Below are 21426 nucleotides of genomic sequence, written 5' to 3'. Positions count from 1 at the left end.
TACCCACGCCCCCGCCTGACGACGAAGGCCGATTAGGGTGGAGGACATGAGTGAGCAGCGCAGCAAGGCAGACAACACCTCCTGGCAGGGCTTTTCCACCAAGGCGGTTCACGCCGGCTACGAGCCGGATCCGCTGACCGGCGCAGTGAACGTGCCGATCTACGCCAGCTCCACCTTCGCCCAGGACGGCGTCGGCGGGATGCGCAGCGGATTCGAGTACGCGCGCACCGGCAACCCGACGCGTCGGCCGCTCGAAGCCAATCTCGCGGCCATCGAGTCCGGCACCTACGGGCGCGCGTTCTCCTCGGGCATGGCGGCCACGGACTGCCTGCTGCGCTCGGCGCTGCGTCCCGGTGACCACCTCGTCATCCCCAACGACGCCTACGGCGGCACCTACCGATTGATCGACAAGGTCTTCACCCAGTGGGGCATCGAGTACTCGGTTGCCGCAGTGTCGGACGTCGACGAGGTCCGTGCAGCGATGCGTCCGAACACCAAGCTCGTCTGGGTCGAGACGCCCACCAACCCGCTGCTCAACGTCGGTGACATCGAGGCACTCTCGGGCGTCGCGCACGAGGGTGGGGCCAAGCTCGTCGTCGACAACACCTTCGCCTCTCCGTATCTGCAGCAGCCGCTGAGCCTCGGTGCCGACGTGGTGCTGCACTCGACCACCAAGTACATCGGCGGACACTCCGATGTGGTGGGCGGCGCACTGGTCACCGACAGCGAAGAACTCGATACGGCGTTCGCGTTCCTGCAGAACGGCGCGGGCGGTGTTCCCGGACCGTTCGACGCATTCCTGACCTTGCGCGGCATCAAGACTCTCGCGTTGCGGATGGAGCGACACAGCGACAACGCCGAGAAGATCGTCGAACTCCTCGACGGGCATCCGGCCATCTCGCAGGTCATCTACCCCGGGCTCGAATCCCACCCGTCCCACGCGGTCGCCGCGAAGCAGATGCGACGCTTCGGCGGAATGGTCTCGGTGCGCTTGGCCGGTGGCAAGCAGGCAGCACTGGACTTCTGCGCGAAGACCGAGATCTTCACTCTCGCCGAATCCTTGGGCGGCGTCGAATCGTTGATCGAACACCCCGGCGCGATGACCCATGCGTCGACGGCCGGTTCGTTGCTCGAGGTGCCCGACGATCTGGTGCGTCTGTCGGTCGGCATCGAGGACGGTGCCGATCTGGTCGGTGACGTCGAGCAAGCGCTGGCATGATCGTCGCACTGATCGACTCGGGCCTGGGGATGCTTCCGACGGCTGCGCGGCTACGACAAGCGCGCCCCGAGCTCGATCTGGTGCTGATGATGGACCCCGACAACGCTCCGTGGGGACCCAAGCCGGACGGTTGGGTCGTCGACCGGGTGGTCGGCACAGCACAGCATGCGGTCGAACTCGGTGCCGAGGTGGTCGTGCTTCCGTGCAACACCGCCAGTGTGACGGCGCTGAGTCACGTCCGGGCTGCGCTCGGTGACACGATTCCGGTGGTGGGTACCGTCCCGGCGATCAAACCCGCTGCAGCGGTGAGCGATCGGATCGCGATCTGGGCGACGGCGGCCACGACCGCCAGCGCCTATCAGGGGCGTCTGATCGAGCAGTTCGCCTCGCACCGAACGGTGACGAGTGTGGCGTGCCACGGTCTGGCGGATTCGATCGATCGCGGTGATGTTCGCGGGATCGGTGCGGCCATCGCCGCGGCCGTGGCAGCCACGCCCACGAACGTCGACTCGATCGTGCTGGGGTGCACGCACTACCCGCTGGTGTCGGCCGAGATCGTCTCGCAGCTGCCGAGCGGCATCACGATGTTCGACAGCGCCGAGGCAGTGGCAAACCAGACGGTGCGACGCGTCGACGAAGTAGGTTCCAGCGGTTCGGGAACCGGACGTGTATCGGTGTGGTTGAGCGGAATCGAGGGCGGTTTGCCTGCGAGCGCCCAGCGATACCGCGAGGGACAGCTGCTGCTCGACGGTGCGGGAGCACACCGACTCTGAGTCGTCGGGAATGCGAGACCTTCCTACGCGTTGTCCTTCACTGAGGTAACGGTCGCTGCGGTGGAGGGACAACACATGGTCGACGTGGACGTGCGGGGTAGTGCAGGAAGGACTGCGGTGAGGATGCCGCACCGATACGCCTTCTGGGTGGTCGGTACCGCCTTCATCGTGCTGATGGCGTCCTCGGCAGCACCGTCACCGTTGTACCCGGTCTACCAGCAGTCCTGGGGATTCAGCGCGATCACGCTCACGGTCATTTTCGCCGTGTATGCCCTTGCTCTGCTGCTCACGTTGCTCACCGTCGGTAGTTTGTCGGACCACATCGGGCGTAAACCGATTCTGATCGCGTCGCTGTTGCTGCTGATCGTCGGCCTGGTGTTGTTCATCGTCGCCGACAGCGTGCCGCTTCTCATCGCGGCGCGCGTCGTGCAGGGAATTGCTGCCGGTGCGGCTACGGGTGCCATGAGTGCGGCCATCATCGATCTGCAGCCCAACGTCTCCACCGGGCCGTTGCTCAACAGTGTGGCCCCATCGTTCGGCCTGGCGGCCGGGGCGCTCGGTGCCGGCTTGCTGGTGCAGTTGGCACCGGCACCGGAGATCCTCGTGTTCGCCCTGTTGATCGGCGCGGCGTCGGTTCTTACGGTGGCACTGCTGTTCGTGCCCGAGACCTCGGCGTTGCGCGGCTTCGATTCCCGGCGTCATCTCGCGTCGACGCTGCTGCCGAGGGCATCGATGCCGAAATCGGTCCGGGCACCCTTCGTCGTCATCGCTCCCGCGCTGTTCGCCACCTGGTCCCTCGGCGGGTTCCATCTCTCGCTGGGGCCGTCGATCATCGGCACCGTCTTCGGTATCGACAACCACATCGTGGGCGGGTTGGAGATCTTCGCACTGTTCGGTTCCGGTTCGATAGCAGCTGCCGTGGTGCGCAACGGATTTCCTCGCCGGGTGATGATGATCGGTGCGTCTGTGCTCGCAATCGGTGTGGCGCTGACCTTGGTTTCGGTCCAGATCGGCTCGATCGGGCTGTACTTCGTCGGTGCCGTCATCGCCGGGTCGGGTTGGGGAGCAACATTTCTCGGCGCGATGCGTACGCTCGGTGCCCTTGTCCCCGCCGCGGAGCGAGGCGGGGTCTTCGCCACGACATTCGTCATCAGCTACCTCGCCTTCAGCGTGCCCGCCGTGGTCGCAGGACTGGCCGTACACCGACTTGGGCTCAGCACGACGGTGGAACTGTACGGAGGATTCGTCATCACGCTCGCGCTGATCTCGGTTCTCGGATTCTCGCTGGCGCAGCGGCGAGATCGGTAGTGCGCCAGAGTCCGTGAGTCTTCCTCTGCCGAGGGTGAGCGAGTACTCCTACCCGATCGGGTAGTTCGGTCGGGTCGTTGGCAGGGTTCCCGCCTCGAGGTGTTCCCACGCGGTGCAGGGCAGTGGAGTGTGTTCACCAGTGAGACGCCGATCACAAAAGAAGGCGTCTTGTCACTCACACTCACCGAGGAGACACCGATGGTCATCGAGCTCAACCAGATCTGGGAATTCCCCATCAAGGAGTTTCACCCGCTGCCGCGCGCCAAGCTGGGAGTCGGCGCCCACGACATGATCGGTGTCGAGGCCAAGGAACTCGGGTTCAAGCGCTCTCTGCTCGTCACCACCGGACTGCGCGGTTCCGGAATCATCGAGGAACTGATCGGCAAGATCGAGTACCAGGGCGTCGAGGTGGTCCTCTACGACAAGGTCGAGTCCAACCCCAAGGACTACAACGTCATGGACGGTGCCGCGCTCTACCAGAAGGAGAAGTGCGACAGCGTCATCTCCGTCGGTGGTGGCTCGAGCCACGACGCAGCCAAGGGCATCCGCGTCGTCGTCGCCCACGACGGCCGCAACATCAATGAGTTCGAGGGCTTCTCCAAGTCCACGAACAAGCAGAACCCGCCGCACATCGCGGTATCCACCACTGCCGGAACAGGGTCGGAGACGTCCTGGGCCTACGTCATCACCGATACCTCGGACATGGAGAAGCCGCACAAGTGGCTGGCCTTCGACGAGGCGTCGACACCGACTCTGGCTTTGGACGATCCGCTGCTCTACTACACCTGCCCCCAGCAGTGGACCGCGTTCTGTGGCTTCGACGTCCTTGCACACGGTGCCGAGCCGTACGTCTCGCGTCTGGATTTCGCGCCGTCGCTGGGTAACGCGATCTACTCGATCGGTCTGGTGTCCAAGCACCTCCGCGAGGCCGTGTACGACCCGGGCAATCTGAAGGCCCGTGAGGGCATGATGAACGCTCAGTACATCGCGACACAGGCGTTCAACTCCGGCGGACTCGGTGTCATCCACTCGATCTCGCACGCGATCAGCGCGTTCTACGACAGCGCCCACGGCCTGAACAACGCCATCGCATTGCCGCGCGTGTGGGAGTACAACCTGCCCTCGCGCTACGAGCGCTATGCCGAAATCGCTGTGGCCATGGGCGTCGACACGAAGAACATGACCACCGTGCAGGCAGCCGATGCTGCCGTGGAAGCCGCCATCAGGCTCGCCAAGGACGTCGGCATTCCCGACAACTTCGGATCGATCCGTTCCGCGACGTACGACAAGAACCGGATGAACACCGGAAAGTACGCGGGTAAGGGCGACGTCATCAAGGGCGACGAGAAGTCGGTTCTGAAGATCTCCGAGCACATCCAGGAGGACTGGTGCACCCCGGGCAACCCCCGTGAGGTCACCGTCGAGTCGATGATTCCCGTCGTTTCTCACGCGATCAACGAGTCGTACTAACCGCCACCCATGTGAGCGGAACTTCGTAGCAGGGAACGAGGTTCCGCTCACATGCGGCGCAGCCGCCTTCCGAAGGGACACACATGACCTCGCTGTCGACAGTGCGTAGCGACGACACCGGCACCGTTCGATTCACCGACGCGGCTCATCTGCAGCGCGCGCTCGGCGAGCAGGACTACATCGCCGACGACGACCTCGCCACCGTGGTGCATCTGGCGACAGCACTCGATCGCCCGCTCCTGCTCGAAGGCCCTGCGGGCGTGGGCAAGACCGAGCTGGCCAAGTCCCTCGCCGCGGCGAGCGGACGCAAGCTGGTTCGGCTGCAGTGCTACGAGGGCCTCGACGACAACCGGGCCCTCTACGAGTGGGACTACGCCAAGCAACTGCTGCACGTGCAGATGCTGCGCGAGCACATCGGTGCGCTCACCCAGCACGTCACCGATATCGACGACGCCTCGAAGATGCTCGCCGCCAAAGACTTCGGCCTCTACTCCGAGCCCTTCCTCGCCGTACGCCCCCTGCTGGAGTCGGTGCTCTCGGAGGAGCCGGTGGTGCTTCTGGTCGACGAGGTCGATCGCACCGAGGAATCGATGGAGGCGTTGCTGCTCGAGGTTCTGGCGGAGAAGCAGGTGACCATCCCCGAGGTGGGTACGTTCACCGCGCGCAGCGATCCGTGGGTGATATTGACTTCCAACGACACTCGCGAGCTGTCCTCGGCGCTCAAGCGTCGCTGCCTGCACTTTCACCTCGACTACCCGACGGCCTCGCGCGAACGTGAGATCGTCACCGCTCGCGCTCCCGAGGTGCCCGCACACATCGTGGCCGAGATCGTGGCACTGGCAACAGAATTGCGAGAGCTACCGCTCCGCAAGAGCCCGTCCATCTCGGAGGTGATCGACGCGGCCCGCATCGCGTCGGTCCTCGGACACACCGACGACACCCGCAAGTATCTGCTCGCCGCGCTGGTCAAGTACTCCTCGGACATGAAGATCGCGCTGGCCGGACCGGTAGCAGAAACATCCTCTGCAGCAACGTCACTCGGCACGGTCGTCAACACGACCGCGACGGCTTTCCGAGGGCACGGTGGACGCGACAAGGGCGGCATCGGAATACGACGATGACTGCTGTACAGCCGGACACGCCGTCGGTAGTACTCGATGTGTTGGCGGCGGTCTTCGGGCGGACGCTGCGGCGCTTCGGAGTGGCGGCGTCGCCGGCCGAGGTCATCGAGGTTCGACGCGTCCTCGGTCTCCTCGGGGGCCGTGACCTCACGATTCTGCGTGCCGCTCTGCGCGCGACGTGTGCCAAGTACGACCACGAACAGCACGGTTTCGATCTCGCCTTCGAGTCGATGTTCGAGGCCCCCATCGACAGTGCTGTGGACGAGCATCGTTCGTCCGTGGGGGCTCAGGTCGCGGGCGGACTTCCGACGGACCTGGACGTGGGAGCGGATCAGGAGGCCGCCAAGTACGCCGAGTACAACGAGCGTGCCGTCGAGATCGGGGATCTGCTCGATGCCCCGGAAGCGGACAAGGGCTTCAACCCCCACAAGGACGACGACGACATCAGCCTCTCGTCCGAGGATCACGATCTGTCGATCGACACCGACGGCGACATGGGACGGCGGGGCGTCACCTACACCGTCGACCTGGAGCGGTCCGGATCGACGGCGGCAGGGGAGTTGGCGTCGAGCACCAGTGGAGCGGTTGCGGGACAGCTGAACTGGGAAGATCCGGCGAGCATCCTGGCGTGGTTCGATGCCTACGATCCGAGTGGCGTCTACGGCGACGGGGATGATTACGGTCCGCTGAGTGCAGCGATGCTCGACCGCATCACCGATGCCGTCGAAGCCTTCGTTGCAGCGCTGGGGGATCTGGCCGGGACGATGTCGTCACCGGCGCCGGACGACGGTGCCGCGCAGGCGATCGGCCGGCACGCCGAGATCGAGCGCGCGAGTCACGAAGTGCTCAAACACATGCGGGGCACTCCTCGCCCTCGGCCGCGCGAACATTCACGCGGCCCGCTCGACATGCGGCGCACCGTCCGGTCCAGTCTGCGTACCGACGGCATCCCCTTCCGTCTGGTGACGAAAACTCCTGTACCCGGGAAGGTTCGATTGCTGGTGTTGGCGGACGTGTCGTTGTCGGTTCGGCCCATCACCGCGTTCACGCTGAGGCTCGCGCAAGCCATGCATGCGCGCGCACACCGATGCACGGTGATGGGGTTCGTCGACGCACCGGTGGACGTGACGACCACCCTGCTCGGCAGCACCGGCGACGGCGCACTCGCTGCCGTGCTCGCCGATGCGCGACTGGACCTGGAAGCGAGCAGCGATTACGGCAGAACCTTTGCGGACCTGTTGGCTTCGCACGGGGACGTGCTGGACAAGCGGACGGCCGTGATCGTCGTGGGGGACGGCCGGTGCAACGGCCGTCCGTCCGGACTCGATGCGTTGGAGAAAATTCGGTCCAAGGTCCATCGGATCGCGTGGATCACCCCCGAAGCTCGTCGCTACTGGGCGCAGGCAGCGTGCTCGATGGAGGAGTACGAGCAGATCTGCGACCGGGTCGTGGTTGCGAGGGACGGGGAACAGCTGACTGCGCAGGCAGCCGAACTGGGGCATGCGCTGTCGTGACCTGACCGAGTGCACCGTGGACCTACCCGATCGGGTAGGTCCCAACCTGGCCGGGCGCTGGTGGGATCGAACCGGCCACGCCCGTAAGGTTGTAACCTGAATCACAGGTCCGGATATTTTCGGACCGAAGGACAGCGAGGGTGAGAACGGTGGACCAGGCAGCTACTGCGGACGTCGGCAAGGCGCTGCACGACCTCGATGCCCAGCGCAGCCGGACCGAGGCACCTCGAGTTCTCAAGTTCCATGCACCCGAGATCGTGTTCGGTCCGGATTCTCTGGGGGAGGTCGCGCACGCGACACGTCGTCTCGGTGGGGTACGGCCGATGCTCGTCACCGACTCGGGGTTGCTCGACAGTGGCTGGGCGGGACAGTTGGTCGACCTGCTGGTTGCGCAGGGCCTCGAACCCCAGGTCTGGAGTGCGTTGACACCCAACCCCAAGGACTTCGAGATCGAGGCCGGGCATGGCTACTACGCCGACTACGGCTGCGATGTGCTGGTGGCGATCGGCGGAGGATCGGTCATGGATGCGGCCAAGGGGATTGCCATCCTCGCCGGAAACGGTGGCAGAATTCTCGACTACGAGGGCGTCGATCAGGCCACGCGGCCGATCCCGCCGCTGGTGATGGTGCCGACGACCTCCGGCACGGGAGCCGACGTCTCTCAGTTCTGCATCGTCACCGATACCGCACGCTCGACCAAGATCACCATCCTCGGCCGTGCCCTCGTTCCGGACATCACCGTGATCGATCCGATGTTGCTGACCACGATGCCCGAATGGCTCAACGCCGCCACCGGTTTGGATGCCCTGACACACGGGATCGAGGCATTCGTCTCCCTCGGTCACAACCAGCTCACCGACCATCACGCGCTTCGAGCCATCACCATGGTGATGTCGCAACTGGCCCGCACCATCGACGAACCTACCGACATGGTTGCCCGCGGATCGATGGCGCAGGCAAGTCTGGAAGCAGGTCTGGCGTTCACCAACGCGATCCTCGGTGCCACGCACGCCATGAGCCATCAGGTGGGTGGACTGCTCGACCTGCCGCACGGGGTGATCAACGGGGTGCTGCTGCCACACGTCATCCGCTTCAACGCCGCAGAGGATCCGTTACCGTACGTGGCCATCGCGACGAGCCTCGGACTACCCGAGGGTAGGGCAAGGCCGGAGGAGGCCGCCATGGCCGTGGCAGACCGCGTCGACCGCCTCGCGCGCCAGGTGGGTGTCCCCACCGGTCTGGCGCAGATCGGTGTCAGCGAATCCGATCTGGACGTATTGGCAACCAATGCATTACGGGACGCCTGTATGTCCACCAATCCGCGCTCGGCCACGCACCGCGAAATGGTCGATCTGTTCAGGAGTGCGCTGTGACATCCGGGCCCGACCTGTCGCTGCTGACGGGACTGCGCTCGGGCAAGAACACGTTCTATCCCCAGTATCGCGGCGCGGCAGAACGTCTCGAGCGTGTCGTCTATGCGCTGGAACTGATTTCGCGGGCGCTGGTGCGCACGGTGGACGGTCCGGAAACATTGGTGTGTGCCGTGGCCGAGGCCGCGCGCGCCCATCTGAGTGCCCGCTGGGTGGTGTTCGCTCTCGCCGATGGAGCCTTCCCGGACGCCGGTCCTCGCCGGTTGGTGCTCGGACCCGACGCCACACCGTTTCTCGTCGACAACGTCGAAGGGCCACCGCTGCCGGACGACGTCGTCGACTGCCTCGAGTCGATCCGCAAGTCGACGTGCGGCGACGGGCTGACCCCGGTGATCGCTGCTCATCACGCCTTCGTGCCGATCGCGTTCGATGGAGGCGTTGTGGGCGCTTTCGCGGCATGGACCGGCGAGCAACGCGTGCTGGACGCCACCGACGCCGCGGTGCTGAGCATTCTCGCGAGTCAAACTGCTGTGGCACTGCAGAATTCGGCTCTGTTCCAGAGTCGACGGCAATTGCTCGAGCGCACCGAGAACGCGTACGCCCAGGCGAACCGCACAGCGGCCGATCTCGCAGCCCGCAATGCCGAACTGTTGCTGACGCAGCGGCAACTGGGTGCCGCACATAGGCATCAGGTCCTCGACGACGAACGGCACCGGATCGCTCGCGAACTGCACGACAGCGTTACCCAGGCCGTGCTGTCGGCGGGTATGCAGATCGAAGTGTGTCGCAGCGACATCTCGGCCGAAGAGCGCGGGGACAGGTTGGATCTGGCCAAGGATCTGACGCGTCGAGCCGTCGAACAGCTGCGGTCGGCGATCTACGCACTCAATCACCCTCAGGACGCCGATCGGACGTCGCTGCCCGAGATGCTCGAGCAACTCTCGGTGGTTCACATGCCGGACGAGTTGCAGGTGTCGTTGCGGGTGGAGGGAACTCCGGTCGAGCTCAGCAGCGAATGCGAGCACGCCCTTCTGCGCATCGCCGGCGAGGCACTGTTCAACACTGCGGTGCACGCGCATGCGTCGCGAGCGATTCTCAGACTGACCTACTCGTCCGATCAGGTGCAGTTGTCGATAGCCGACGACGGTGACGGCGATCCGGCCCATCTGCGGATGATGCTGCATCTGTCCGAGTCCACCGACGTCGACGGTCGGCATCGGGGATTGGCGAACATGGCGGCCCGTACCCGTGAACACGGTGGTGTCTTCGAGATCAGACGTGCCCGTACCGGGGGAGTGCGTGTGGCAGCACGCATTCCGTTCCAGAGACAATCCGAGAAGGGCCGAGAACAGTGAGCGTTCCGACGGTACGTACGGGCATGGGGCAGGTGGCCGCACCCACGGTCCGCATCGTGCTGGTCGACGATCATGCGATTCTGCGCGACGGGTTACGGTCGGTGCTCGAACGTGAGTCCGACCTGACGATCGTGGGGGAGGCGTCGACGCGGGAGGAGGGCTTGACCGTCGTCGCGCGGGTGGAGCCCGACATCGTGCTGATGGACCTCAAGCTCTCGGCCAGCTCGGATTACGAGGGCTTGGCTCTGTGCGCACAACTGGCCAAGGCGCACAACGGGATCGGACTACTGGTCCTCACGACCTTCCTCGACGACCGACTCGTGGTGGAGGCCGTGCACGCGGGAGCGCGGGGCTACGTGGTCAAGGACGTCGACACCACCGAGTTGGTTCGCGCGATCCGCGCCGTCTCGCGAGGTGAGAGCGCCTTCGACTCGCGGAGCGCCTCGGCCGTCGTTCGTTCTCTCAACGGCACGCCGAGCAGTATCGAGCGCCTGACCGAGCGTGAACTCGAAGTGCTTCGTCTCCTGGCAACGGGATTGTCCAACAACATGATCGGAACCAGACTCTTCATCTCGGCGACAACCGTCAAATTTCACGTCAGCAACATCATGCGCAAGCTCGCGGTGTCGAGACGAGCCGAGGCCGTGTACGCGGCGAGCAAGCAGGGTTTGATCTGAGCGACGACCGATGAGGCACCGAGCGCAAAGTAGACGGCGCTCCGCGTCCTGTTCGGCGCGTTCGGAAGGTGCAGGCTTCGGATAACACACACCAGTGATATCCATGCCGAGGAGCACCCATGACCGTTCAGGAAGACACACGCCCAGACGACGCTCCCACGGATCGCCCCACGGAGCTCACCGTTCTCGGGGCCTGCGGCCAGGACTGTCCGGACTCCTGCTCGATGGTGGTCACCGTCGCGGACGGTGTGGCGACCAGCGTCAGCGGTAGCAAAACCAACCCGTACACCAACGGTGGGCTGTGCGTGAAGGTGGACAATTACCTGGACAAGGTCTACAGCCCCGATCGAGTTCTGTACCCGCTCAAACGGTCCGGACCCAAAGGCTCCGGCCGCTTCGAGCGAATCTCGTGGGACGAGGCCGTGGCCACCATCGCGGAGAAGTTCACCGCCATCGCCGAGGAATTCGGTCCGGAAGCGATCATGCCGTGCAACTACCTCGGCACCCAGGGGATCACGCAGGGGCTCAACGTCGGGGACGCATTCTTTAACCGCCTCGGAGCGACGGTCGCCGAGCGCACCTACTGCGACGCCGGCTCGTGCACTGCCTACGCGATGACGGTCGGCGACACGGCGGGCGTCGACCCCGAAAGCTTCGTCCATTCCAAGTTCATCCTGATCTGGGCGTCGAACATCATGAGCACCAATCTGCACCTCTGGCCGTATGTGGCCGAGGCGAAGAAGCGCGGTGCCAAGGTCGTGGTGATCGATCCGGTCAAGACCAGAACCGCGAAGGCTGCAAGTTGGTACATCCCCATCCGGCCCGGCACCGACGGCGCACTCGCACTGGCGATGATGCACGTGATCATCGACGAGGGACTGACGGACGCCGACTACATCGAGCAGCACACCATCGGCTTCGACGAGTTGGCCGAGCGCGTGCAGCAATACACCCCGCAGTGGGCATCGGAGGAGACGGGCATTCCCGTCGAGGACATCTACACGTTGGCAAGGGAATACGCGCAGAGTCAGCCGTCCGTGATTCGTATCGGCGTCGCGATCGAGCGCAGTGCCGGTGGTGGACAGAGCGTTCGGGCCATTTCGTGTCTCCCCTCGTTGGTGGGGGCGTGGCGCAAGCCCGGTGGAGGAATTCTCCAACTACCCCTGTGGGCATTCCCGGTCAACTGGCCCGAATTCCTGCAGACGGATCTGCAGACTCCGGGTACTCGCGTGATCAATCTGTACCAGCTCGGCGAAGCACTGACCGGCGGGCTGAATCTGGATACGCCACTCAAGGGCCTGATGGTCTACAACTCGAATCCGGTGGTGGTGTGCCCCGATCAGAAGCGGATGATCGACGGGCTCAGCCGCGAGGATCTGTTCACCGTCGTCAGCGACCATTTCATCACCGACACAGCCGATTACGCGGACATCATCCTGCCTGCCACCACTCAGCTCGAGCAGGACGACATCAATTTCTCGTGGGGCCACCTGTTCGTCACCTACAACAACCGTTCGATCGAGCCGATGGGTGAAGCAGTCCCCAACACCGAGATGTTCCGGCGATTGGCCAAGGCAATGGGGTTCACCGAGCCGGTGTTCTCCCGAACCGACGACGAGCTCATCGGTCTCGCCTACGACTGGAATGCCCCGGCGATGGAGGGCATCACCATCGAGTCGCTCAAACGGCTCGGCTGGCAGAGACTCAATCTGCCCGGTCCCGACGAGTACGCGCCACACGCCGACGGAAATTTCAGGACCCCCTCCGGCAAAACGGAATTCCTGTCCTCGGCAGCGGCGGGCGGCAACTTCGTTCTTCCTCTGTTCCGGCAGGGCTCGAACGATCACCAACCGGGCCAGCCGGTCGATCCGCTGCCGCACTACATCGCGCCCCGCGAATCGCTGCGCACCAACCCCGAACTGGCGCAGAAGTATCCGCTCAACCTGCTGACTCCCAAGTCGCACGCCTATCTGAATTCGAGCTTCGGGAATTTGGACATGCATCGCAAGGTGCAGAAGGAGCCGACATTGCTCATCAACCCAGTCGATGCCGAGCGTCGGGGAATCGCGTCGGGGGATGTGGTGCGGGTCTTCAACGATCGTGGAGAGTTCACCGTTGTTGCCAAGCCGGACAAGACGGTCATGGAGGGCGTCACGGTCTGTGCGATGGGCGCGTGGCGCAAGAACATGCTGTCGCTGTCGACTCCGGCTTCGCTGAACCCGACCGTGTTCGCAGACCTCGGAAACGCCCCGACGTTCTCCGACACCCTCGTCGAAGTGCGACCACTCGACGCCTGATCATCGTCACCACTACGAACAAGAGGATTTCGCCATGGCCTACGTCGTCACCGAAGCGTGCATCGACCTACTCGACAAGGCATGCACCGAGGAGTGCCCCGTCGACTGCATCTACGAGGGCGCTCGGATGATGTACATCAATCCCGACGAGTGCGTCGACTGCGGAAAGTGCATGCCCGCGTGCCCGAACGACGCGATCTTCTGGGAACACAAGATCCCGGACGAGCAGAAGCGATTCGTCGACATCGCAGTGGAGTTCTGCGAGGACGCCGAGGCCTCCGGCGGCGCGGAGGATCTCGGGCCGGTCGGGCACGACCATCCGACGATCGACGAAGTGGCGAAGAAGTGAGTGACACAACGGTTTCCGAGTGTGACCTGATCATCGTCGGAGCCGGCCCGGCAGGGCTCTACGGTGCCTACTACGCGGGCTTCCGAGGACTGACGGTCACCGTCGTCGATGCCCTGCCACACCCCGGCGGCCAACTGGCCGCGCTGTACCCAGAGAAGAAGATCTTCGACGTCGCGGGCTTCCCGGCGATCAAGGCACAGCATTTGGTCGACGCATTGGTGGAGCAAGCAGAGCAGGCGAAGCCGACGTATCTGATGGGACACGTCGCGACAGAGCTCGAAGAATCCGAAGACCGCGTGCGGATCACGACGGACAAGGGTGTCACCGTGGTCGGGAAGGCCGTGCTGGTGGCAGCGGGGATCGGGAAATTCACGCCGAGACCGTTACCGACGGGATCGGAGTTCCACGATCGTGGGCTCCGCTACTTCGTGCCGAGACTGAACGAGTTGGCCGGCGAACACGTGATGATCGTCGGAGGCGGCGATTCGGCGGTGGATTGGGCACTGAGCTTGGAGCCGATCGCAAAATCGGTCGTACTGGTGCACCGGCGCAACGACTTTCGAGCGCACGCCCACAGTCTGGGTCTGCTCGAGCGGTCGAGTGTCGATGTTCTCACTCCGTTCGAGGTCGAGGAGATCACAGGCGAGGACGCTGTCGAATCGGTGACGATCGTCGACGGTGCCGGGGTGGAGCGGCGACAGCTGGCGGTGTCGAGTGTGGTTGCCGCACTGGGATTCAAGGCGGCGCTCGGACCCATCGCAACGTGGGGGTTGGACAAGTACCAACGCGACATCGCCGTCGACCGAACGATGCGCACCAACCGGAGGCGGGTGTTCGCGGTGGGTGACGTTGCCGGACACGAGGACAAGGTCAAATTGATCGCGGTCGGCTTCGCGGAGGCAGCCACCGCGGTCAATCACATCGCTCCGCTGGTGGACGGCTCGGCACCGATCGTGCCGGGGCACTCGAGCGACTCGATTCACTGACCCCAGCGGGTCCTACGGGTCAGTTCGGTCGCATCGAGCGGGTGATCGCTCGTGGGTCGTCCGAGTGGGCGCACGCAGCGGCGCGGTACTGACGGGGGCTCATGCCGTATTGCTCGCGGAATGCCCGGCTGAACACGGCGAGATCCGCAAATCCCCACCGTCGACTGATCTGCCCGAGAGAACGGTCGGCCGACATGCTGGCGATGATCTCACGACGGCACCGCTCGAGTCGCTTGACGCGGATGCTGCGGGCCACCGTCGTGCCACTGGCGGCGAAGACGCGGTGAAGTTGGCGGGTCGAGACGAGCATCGCCGCCGCGACCGCGCCGGGCGAGAGCTCGGGGTCCGCGAGATGATCGTCGATGTACCGCTGTGCCGACCGCACGAGTGCTGCAGTAGGGGAGTCGATCGTCGGGTTGGTGGTGGTGTTGCGGGCGATCACGCTGACCAGATCTCCGACCTCGTCGGCTATCGCCTGGGCCCCGGAGGCACCGAGTGCCGAGCGGGTCGACCCCAGGTCGTGCAGAAATCGTCCGAGGAGGCCGCTGAAGCCGGCCGACCCGTCGAAGGCCATGGCTGTCATGTCGCTGGACTCGCGGTCGTCGAGTCGAAGCATGTGCCGTGGCCAGGTGAAGACCTCGAGCTCCCATTGGTCGTCGTCGGGGTGGCCGTCGATGATCCAGTCGAACGGTCGCGAGGTGTCGTAGATGGCGAAGTCGCCGCGTGAGAGCGAACATTCGCGACCGTCCTGAACCACGATCGCGCGGCCCCGACGGATCATCCCGATCTGCACGTACTCGATACGGTCCTTCTCGATGAGCGAGTCGGTACGAGCGATGCGTTGTGTCGTGGATCGAACGCTCGAAACCTGTAGGTGCGCAAGCGACATCGAGCGAACGGCCCCGGTGAATCGGCTGTCGGCCACATCGGCGACATCGAGTGCTACGAAGTGTTCGTTCAACATGTCGCACCAGTCCCCGCGGCTGGTCGTCCGGGCCGGGATGGAGAATCCGGATCTGGAGAGCATGAGAACCCCTTGTCGTAGGAGCCCACCGTGATCGACTCGTCGTGATCGTGTCGATCACCGCGATGGAGGGGCTTCGTTCGAGGTTAACGCGCAATGTTTCGGCTCGATTGGCTGTTCGTAACATTGCCGGAAAGTCCTGCGACGACGTCGCAGCGTGGTCTCTGCGGATCAACTAGCCGTCACTGACGGTCAACTGTGGATCACCCGATTCGGCAATCCTCGGTGCACACGAGGTGGAAGGGGTGTGCCGTGGGCGAAGTCGACACTGTCCGAGAAGTGGATGCGAATACGACTCCGAAAGCACGCGCGACCGATACGTATGTCGCCGTGGTAGCCGACGATCTGTCGGTCGAGGCGACGATCGACTGGGCGACACTGCCGCAGTGCGGGGCCGTCGTGCTCTTCACCGGGGTGGTTCGCGAATACTCGACGGACGTCGCGGGTCGCCCCGCAGATGGTGTCGTGTCGATCGACTACCAGGCCTACGAGTCGGTGGCGCGAGTGCGACTGTTCGAGATCGCGGCCGCGGCGCGAGACCGGTGGCCGGGAATCGGACGTATCGCGTTGCTGCACAGAGTCGGATCGGTTCCACTCGGTGAGGCCGGCGTCCTCGTCTGTGTGTCCTCGGGTCATCGCGTCGATGCCTTCCTGGCCGCGCAGTTCTGCATCGACGTTCTCAAAGCGTCCGTGCCGGTGTGGAAGCTCGAACAGCGGGCCGGAATCAGTGACTGGGTCGAGACCGGAGTGCAGATCGAGGGCGTCGAGCGGGCGGCTTCGCAGTGGCTGCCCACAACCTACGGACGTTCCTCGTGACAGGACTCGACGTGGGCGTTCGCGATACTCGTGGGCGAGTCCTTCGCGATCTACGGATCTCGGTCACCGATCGGTGCAATTTTCGCTGCGTGTACTGCATGCCCCGTGCCGAATTCGGCCCCGATCATTCGTTCCTGAATGCGAGCAGGCTGCTGTCCTTCGAGGAGATCGACAGAGTTGCTCGCGCGGCGGCAACCATCGGAATTCGCAAGGTACGTCTCACCGGCGGTGAACCGCTGCTACGCGCCGGAATCACCACGCTGATAGAGCGATTGAGTTCGATCGAGAACATCGATCTGGCGATGACCACCAATGGTTCACTGCTCGCTGCGCATGCCGAAGAACTCGTGGCGGCCGGTTTGCGCCGTGTCACCGTCAGCCTCGATTCAACGGATCCGGATACGTTCGCCCGGATGAGCGACACCCGCGTGCCTGTGCAGACCGTGCTCGACGGCATCGACGCGGCTGTGCGGGCCGGGATGTCGCCGGTCAAGGTGAACGTCGTGGTGCGCCGGGGAGTGAACGACGGCTCGATCCTGGCCGTTGCCGAACGGTTCCGAGGCACCGACGTCGTGGTGCGCTTCATCGAATACATGGATGTGGGCGCGACCAACAGGTGGGAGCTGGCCCAGGTCGTCGACGTCGAATCGATCGTCGACACGATCGGACGGAGCCATCCGCTGGAGAGAGTCGACGCGGAATACGACGGTGAGGTGGCGGTGCGGTATCGCTACCTCGACGGCAGCGGCGAAATCGGCGTGATCGGTTCGGTATCGGAACCGTTCTGCGGAACGTGCACCCGCGCGAGGTTGTCCGCTGACGGCAAGGTGTTCACGTGTCTGTTCTCCTCGACGGGAACCGATCTGCGGGCCCTGCTGCGATCGGGAGCCTCGCAGGACGACCTCGTTGCGCGCTTGTCGGCGCTGTGGCTGCGCCGCGACGATCGCTACTCGGAGCTACGAGCCGGAACGAACGACGGTGCAGTGCGCGACCGCATCGAAATGTCCTACATCGGTGGATGATCGGAGAGTGAGAGGTTCATGGCCGAAGTCCTGATGTTCGCAGCGGCCCGTCAGATCGCCGGTGAGGCGGCGCGAGAGATTCCTGGGTCGACCGTCCGAGGGGTGCTCGATTCCGCGGTCGAACGGTACGGCGCGCCCTTCGCGGATGTGCTTGCTGTGTCTCGGATCTGGATAAACGGTCGTTCGCTGGGTCGTAGCGAGGATTCGCCGTGCTCGGACCGGGATGAGATCGCAGTGCTGCCTCCGATTTCCGGCGGATGAAGTCGGCAGGAGTCGATATTCGTCCGACGTCGCATCGGACGGTCGACGAACATCGCTGTGCTGTGGACCGACTGGGCGTGTCGCCACGCGTTCGCTCGGTGCCGATCCACAGTGCCGTGGGACGAGTGTTGGCCGAGGACATCGTTGCCGACCACGCGTTGCCGGCGTTCGACAACTCGGCGGTCGACGGATTCGCCGTCCGCGCTGCCGATGTGGACGGTGCGGGCCGTGCGCCCGTTCGGTTGCTCGTCTCCGCTCGCAGCGTCGCAGGCAGGCAACCGGTGCCGCTGCACGTTCTGCCGGGTCAGTGCGTCCAGATCATGACCGGGGCCGTGGTGCCGTTCGGTGCAGACGTGGTGATCCCGGTCGAGAGAACCAGCGGATTCGTCGAGTCGTTCGGTTCGGCCGAGGTCACCGTCCACTCGCTCGATTCCAAGAGCAACATTCGCGCCCGGGCGTCGGATCTGGAGGTCGGTGATATCGCTGTCGGGGTAGGGACGATGGTCACCCCCCGCCCAGGTCGGCCTGTTCGCCGCTCTCGGCCGCACCCACGTTCGGGTCGAATCGTCTCTGGTTGTCGCTGTGCTCTCGACGGGATCGGAGATCCGCGGCCTCGGGACCGAACTCGCGAACGGTGAGTGTCACGATGCCAACGCCGCGATGATCGTCGCCGATCTCACCCGGTGCGGTGCCGACGTGCACCTCGAACCGGCTGTGGCCGATGACGTGGACGCATGTCGGGCGGCACTCGCCCGGTGCGCCGACGCTGCGGACGTCATCGTCACGACCGGTGGTATCAGCGCCGGTACCGAGGAAGTGGTTCGGCTGGCACTCGCGGATCAGGGGGTCGACTTCGTCTCTGTCGCAGTCAGGCCGGGAAAGCCGCAGGCGTGCGGTCGATTCGGCGGAACTCCGATCGTGTGCCTGCCGGGAAATCCGGTCAGCGCATTGATCTCCTACGAACTGTTCGTCCGGCCGGTGGTCGTTGCGGCACTGCGAAACCCGCAGGCGGAAAGAACGATGAGAACGGTCAGGGCGCAGGGGCAGACGCCTCCTGCCTCGGCGATACCCCGGGTGATGCTGGGCGTCGTCGACGGTGACGACGCCACGATCATTCGATCGCACTCGGTCGGTGCGCTGGCCCATGCCAACTGTCTGATCGTGATTCCGCCCTCCGACGGCGGCCTGGGTCCGCCGGATGAGTACCCCGCCTGGATGCTCGACTCGGTCGCGTCGACGCTGTGAGGTACCTGCCTCCGAAGGCGCGGGGAACCTCTCCGCGCCCTGCACGCCGGTGTGAGGAGAGTGCACGCATTTCGTAACGCAAATGCCTCGGATGGCTTACGCCCAAGGCTTACCGTGTGTGCACTCGAACCTAGCGCGGAGTGCATCATGACGTCGTATTGGACAACCCGGGGACTCGGCCCGGCCGATCAGATGAGCTATTGGGCCGATGTTCTCTGCCAGGCATTCACCCCTCTTGCACCGTGGCGATCCCGGGACCACGTCGAACACAGTTCGTCGCGTTCCGGACTTCCCGGATGGGTGCGCTCCGCGGCGATCGGGGGTGGCAACGCAGCGGAGATCGCCTCCTGCACACAGCGAATCGATCACGGACGGCGCGAGGTCGCCCGCGCGGACGAGGACGTCGTCTTCGTCAATCTGCAGCTCGACGGCCACTGTACGACCACTCAGGACGGGCGGCAGTGCACGGTCTCCCGAGGCGAGTTCGCCATCGTCGACTCGACTCGCCCGTACCGGCTCGAGTTCGTCGAGCCCGGCAACGACGAACTGTGGCGAGTGCTGTCCTTCCGACTGCCGCGCCCTCTGCTGGCAGATGTGGTCGGCCCGTCGGCAGCGACCACTGCGCGGCGTTTCGCAAGTTCGTCGGGTTCTGCTCGCCTGCTCAGCTCGTTGATGGTGGAGACCTGGCGGACCGATTCCTCGCTGCAGACCGCCGAGCGGCAGATGATCGGTGCTGCCCATGTCGATCTGCTGCGTGCAGTACTGGGAGGGACACAACGGGGCACTGGATGCTCGTCGGAGACCGACGAAGCACTTCGGGTGTCCGTAGTTCGGTACATCGACTCCAGGCTTGCATTCGGCCGAGTTCCCGCTACCGATGCTGCCCGCCATGTCGGGGTATCGGTACGCACGCTCCATGCGCTCTTCGAGAGGACGGGAACCACGTTCGGTGCCGTCGTACGTGAGCATCGCGTCGAAGCGTGTCGCCGTGAGCTTGCCGATTCACGTGACACTCGATCGATCGGAACGATAGCTGCAGCGTGGGGTTTCTCGGATTCGGCCCATCTGGCCAAGACCTTTCGATCGCGCTTCGGATGCAGTCCGGTCGAATACCGCGCGTCGGTGAAGACAGGGGAAATGTCGCAGTTGGCGTAGGGAGACTCTCTGTTCGGGAGTGCAGAACGGTACCGACGACGGCGCAGTCCGGTACAAGACCGGGATGCATCGGGCCGTGAAACATGGTGTGCAGGGCAGCGTCGCCCGATTCCGTTCTTCACCCCCACCAGGACAGACATCGAGGAGTCTCACATGACCCTGAGTTTCGAGCTCAGCCCCGAGCAGATGGCAGTGCGCATGCAGGCGCGGCAAGTGGCGGACGACATTCTGAGCGAAGTAGCGCCCGCTATTTCCTCCATACCGCGCCCCGAGGATCGCTTCTACGCACTGCAGCCGGTCTACAAGCAGCTGGCCGGTCTCGGATTCGTCAAGGGACTGGTTCCCGATCAATACGGCGGCGCGTACTTCGACAATCTCACCTTCGCGCTGGCGGCGGAGGAACTCGCTCGGGTCGACATCAACACTCCGACTGCATTGCTGGGCACGGGATTGGGACTCAACCCGATCATCAACTTCGGTACCGAGGAGCAGAAGAATCGCTGGCTCCCGTTGTTCTGCGACGGCGAACCCCGATTGGCTGCGATCGCCTACACAGAGGTGACCGGCGGAGCGAATTACGACTCGGAGGACCCGACCGTCGGAATTCGGACCTTCGCGCGCCGCGAGGGCGACGAGTGGGTCATCAACGGTGCCAAGCACTACACCACCAATGCCTCGGGCTGGGACGGTCAGGGTGCCGACCTGATCAGTGTGGTCTGCCGTACCGATCCTGCACTGCCGCCGTCGGAGTCGCTCGCCGTCATCGTCGTGGAGAAGGGAACGCCCGGGGTCGAGATCACCGACATGATCGACACCATCGGACATCGCGCCACCAATTCGCCGCGGGTGGAATTCCGCGACGTACGGGTGCCGGTCGGCAACCTCATCGGCAAGCCGGGCGACGGGTTGGACATCGTCGCCACGGCCTTCTCCTGGACCTGCTCGTCCATCGCTGCCGCGTGCGTGGGCAGGATGCGAGCTGCATTCGACTACTCACTGCACTTCGCCAAGACCGACCACCGCTCCGGTCCGGTACCGGTCATCGAGTATCAGAACGCCGGATACATGTTGGTGGACATCAAGACTCGTATCGAGGCGGTCCGCTACTTCGCGTGGAAGGCCGCCGACCACTTCGACCGCACCGGCGGACGCGATCGTGAATTGGCGAACGAGGCAAAGATTTTCGCGTCCGAGACGGCCGTGCAGGTGGTGTACGACGCGATGCGTCTCGTCGGCGTCGATGCGTACACGAACCTGACACCGATCGCCGCGATCATGGAAGATGTCCTGTGCTTCCCGGTCTACGACGGCGGCAACATGGGGGTTCGACGGCGCAACGTCCACAATCTGCTCAAGGCAGACGGATTCGACTCACTCGCCGCTGCAGAGAATCGACTGTCGGTACCCGAGCACGCCTAGACCCACAGAGGCAGTGGTGTCAGGATCCATTGCGATCCTGACACC

20 protein-coding genes are annotated in these 21426 nt (G+C 64.4%); 19 read left to right on the top strand and 1 reads right to left on the bottom strand.

The window, feature by feature from the left end; translation table 11 throughout:
• Positions 1 to 46: 46 nt before the first annotated feature.
• From CH295_RS01540 to CH295_RS01485, 12 genes are all read left to right on the top strand, one after another.
• Positions 47 to 1219 (top strand): cystathionine gamma-synthase, encoded by a 1173-nt coding sequence (locus CH295_RS01540; RefSeq protein ID WP_094739612.1) that lies wholly within the window; start codon positions 47 to 49, stop codon positions 1217 to 1219.
• Positions 1216 to 1992 carry a glutamate racemase gene (locus CH295_RS01535; RefSeq protein ID WP_094739547.1) on the top strand — a complete coding sequence of 259 codons (777 nt, stop codon included), beginning with the start codon at positions 1216 to 1218 and terminating at the stop codon, positions 1990 to 1992. The genes CH295_RS01540 and CH295_RS01535 overlap by 4 nt, the downstream gene beginning before the upstream one ends.
• 123 nt (positions 1993 to 2115) lie before the next feature.
• The gene (locus CH295_RS01530; RefSeq protein WP_252341858.1) at positions 2116 to 3300 is read left to right on the top strand and encodes an MFS transporter; all 1185 of its coding nucleotides are present in this window, start codon (positions 2116 to 2118) and stop codon (positions 3298 to 3300) included.
• 198 nt (positions 3301 to 3498) lie between these two features.
• Positions 3499 to 4770: an NDMA-dependent methanol dehydrogenase gene (gene mdo, locus CH295_RS01525; protein ID WP_032376592.1), complete on the top strand. Its 1272-nt coding sequence runs from the start codon at positions 3499 to 3501 to the stop codon at positions 4768 to 4770.
• An 83-nt stretch (positions 4771 to 4853) separates the two neighbouring features.
• Positions 4854 to 5891 (top strand): MadB family AAA-type ATPase, encoded by a 1038-nt coding sequence (locus CH295_RS01520; RefSeq protein ID WP_037188459.1) that lies wholly within the window; start codon positions 4854 to 4856, stop codon positions 5889 to 5891.
• Positions 5888 to 7405, top strand: a complete 1518-nt coding sequence (gene madC, locus CH295_RS01515; RefSeq protein WP_094739546.1) for a MadC family VWA domain-containing protein — start codon at positions 5888 to 5890, stop codon at positions 7403 to 7405. The genes CH295_RS01520 and madC overlap by 4 nt, the downstream gene beginning before the upstream one ends.
• A 185-nt stretch (positions 7406 to 7590) precedes the next feature.
• Positions 7591 to 8778, top strand: a complete 1188-nt coding sequence (locus CH295_RS01510) for an iron-containing alcohol dehydrogenase (RefSeq protein WP_252341869.1) — start codon at positions 7591 to 7593, stop codon at positions 8776 to 8778.
• Positions 8775 to 10130 carry a MadS family sensor histidine kinase gene (locus tag CH295_RS01505; RefSeq protein WP_094739544.1) on the top strand — a complete coding sequence of 452 codons (1356 nt, stop codon included), beginning with the start codon at positions 8775 to 8777 and terminating at the stop codon, positions 10128 to 10130. Before CH295_RS01510 ends, CH295_RS01505 begins: the two co-directional genes overlap by 4 nt.
• 23 nt (positions 10131 to 10153) lie before the next feature.
• Complete coding sequence (locus CH295_RS01500; protein ID WP_094608121.1) at positions 10154 to 10807, top strand: MadR family response regulator transcription factor; 654 nt, start codon at positions 10154 to 10156, stop codon at positions 10805 to 10807.
• Between the two features lie 119 nt (positions 10808 to 10926).
• Complete coding sequence (locus CH295_RS01495; protein WP_037188453.1) at positions 10927 to 13104, top strand: molybdopterin-containing oxidoreductase family protein; 2178 nt, start codon at positions 10927 to 10929, stop codon at positions 13102 to 13104.
• Between the two features lie 34 nt (positions 13105 to 13138).
• Positions 13139 to 13453 (top strand): ferredoxin, encoded by a 315-nt coding sequence (fdxA, locus tag CH295_RS28060; RefSeq protein ID WP_037188451.1) that lies wholly within the window; start codon positions 13139 to 13141, stop codon positions 13451 to 13453.
• A complete protein-coding gene (locus CH295_RS01485) occupies positions 13450 to 14439 on the top strand; it encodes an NAD(P)/FAD-dependent oxidoreductase (RefSeq protein WP_094739543.1) in 990 nt (329 codons plus the stop codon). Before fdxA ends, CH295_RS01485 begins: the two co-directional genes overlap by 4 nt.
• A 19-nt stretch (positions 14440 to 14458) precedes the next feature.
• On the opposite strand, the gene CH295_RS01480 is transcribed toward CH295_RS01485, so the two are convergent.
• Positions 14459 to 15466: an AraC-like ligand-binding domain-containing protein gene (locus tag CH295_RS01480; RefSeq protein WP_094633638.1), complete on the bottom strand. Its 1008-nt coding sequence runs from the start codon at positions 15464 to 15466 to the stop codon at positions 14459 to 14461.
• 249 nt (positions 15467 to 15715) lie between these two features.
• On the opposite strand from CH295_RS01480, the gene CH295_RS01475 reads away from it, so the two are divergent.
• From CH295_RS01475 to CH295_RS01445, 7 genes are all read left to right on the top strand, one after another.
• A complete protein-coding gene (locus tag CH295_RS01475; protein WP_170945702.1) occupies positions 15716 to 16279 on the top strand; it encodes a molybdenum cofactor biosynthesis protein MoaE in 564 nt (187 codons plus the stop codon).
• The gene (moaA, locus tag CH295_RS01470; protein WP_252341857.1) at positions 16276 to 17301 is read left to right on the top strand and encodes a GTP 3',8-cyclase MoaA; all 1026 of its coding nucleotides are present in this window, start codon (positions 16276 to 16278) and stop codon (positions 17299 to 17301) included. Before CH295_RS01475 ends, moaA begins: the two co-directional genes overlap by 4 nt.
• Positions 17302 to 17319: 18 nt before the next feature.
• Entirely contained in the window at positions 17320 to 17562 is a 243-nt protein-coding gene (locus CH295_RS01465; protein WP_037188446.1) for a MoaD/ThiS family protein, read from the top strand.
• Positions 17559 to 18200 carry a MoeA family protein gene (locus CH295_RS01460; RefSeq protein WP_094739541.1) on the top strand — a complete coding sequence of 214 codons (642 nt, stop codon included), beginning with the start codon at positions 17559 to 17561 and terminating at the stop codon, positions 18198 to 18200. The genes CH295_RS01465 and CH295_RS01460 overlap by 4 nt, the downstream gene beginning before the upstream one ends.
• On the top strand, positions 18145 to 18807 hold the full coding sequence (locus CH295_RS01455; RefSeq protein ID WP_170945700.1) for a molybdopterin-binding protein: 663 nt from the start codon (positions 18145 to 18147) through the stop codon (positions 18805 to 18807). Before CH295_RS01460 ends, CH295_RS01455 begins: the two co-directional genes overlap by 56 nt.
• A 147-nt stretch (positions 18808 to 18954) precedes the next feature.
• Entirely contained in the window at positions 18955 to 19962 is a 1008-nt protein-coding gene (locus tag CH295_RS01450) for a helix-turn-helix domain-containing protein (RefSeq protein ID WP_082323508.1), read from the top strand.
• Positions 19963 to 20115: 153 nt separating this feature from the next.
• On the top strand, positions 20116 to 21381 hold the full coding sequence (locus CH295_RS01445) for an acyl-CoA dehydrogenase family protein (protein WP_032404639.1): 1266 nt from the start codon (positions 20116 to 20118) through the stop codon (positions 21379 to 21381).
• Positions 21382 to 21426 lie beyond the last annotated feature (45 nt).

This window comes from Rhodococcus sp. 14-2483-1-2 (assembly GCF_002259405.1).
GTDB lineage: Bacteria > Actinomycetota > Actinomycetes > Mycobacteriales > Mycobacteriaceae > Rhodococcoides.
This window is presented reverse-complemented; position numbering and strand designations above follow the sequence as displayed.

Coding starts and splice junctions, on each gene's coding strand:
- madC (WP_094739546.1), top strand. CDS start 5,888: ATGACTGCTGTACAGCCGGACACGCCGTCGGTAGTACTCGATGTGTTG.
- CH295_RS01495 (WP_037188453.1), top strand. CDS start 10,927: ATGACCGTTCAGGAAGACACACGCCCAGACGACGCTCCCACGGATCGC.
- CH295_RS01520 (WP_037188459.1), top strand. CDS start 4,854: ATGACCTCGCTGTCGACAGTGCGTAGCGACGACACCGGCACCGTTCGA.
- fdxA (WP_037188451.1), top strand. CDS start 13,139: ATGGCCTACGTCGTCACCGAAGCGTGCATCGACCTACTCGACAAGGCA.
- CH295_RS01445 (WP_032404639.1), top strand. CDS start 20,116: ATGACCCTGAGTTTCGAGCTCAGCCCCGAGCAGATGGCAGTGCGCATG.
- CH295_RS01500 (WP_094608121.1), top strand. CDS start 10,154: ATGGGGCAGGTGGCCGCACCCACGGTCCGCATCGTGCTGGTCGACGAT.
- CH295_RS01460 (WP_094739541.1), top strand. CDS start 17,559: ATGAAGTCGGCAGGAGTCGATATTCGTCCGACGTCGCATCGGACGGTC.
- mdo (WP_032376592.1), top strand. CDS start 3,499: ATGGTCATCGAGCTCAACCAGATCTGGGAATTCCCCATCAAGGAGTTT.
- CH295_RS01465 (WP_037188446.1), top strand. CDS start 17,320: ATGGCCGAAGTCCTGATGTTCGCAGCGGCCCGTCAGATCGCCGGTGAG.
- CH295_RS01450 (WP_082323508.1), top strand. CDS start 18,955: ATGACGTCGTATTGGACAACCCGGGGACTCGGCCCGGCCGATCAGATG.
- CH295_RS01480 (WP_094633638.1), bottom strand. CDS start 15,466: ATGCTCTCCAGATCCGGATTCTCCATCCCGGCCCGGACGACCAGCCGC.
- CH295_RS01540 (WP_094739612.1), top strand. CDS start 47: ATGAGTGAGCAGCGCAGCAAGGCAGACAACACCTCCTGGCAGGGCTTT.
- CH295_RS01530 (WP_252341858.1), top strand. CDS start 2,116: ATGCCGCACCGATACGCCTTCTGGGTGGTCGGTACCGCCTTCATCGTG.
- CH295_RS01535 (WP_094739547.1), top strand. CDS start 1,216: ATGATCGTCGCACTGATCGACTCGGGCCTGGGGATGCTTCCGACGGCT.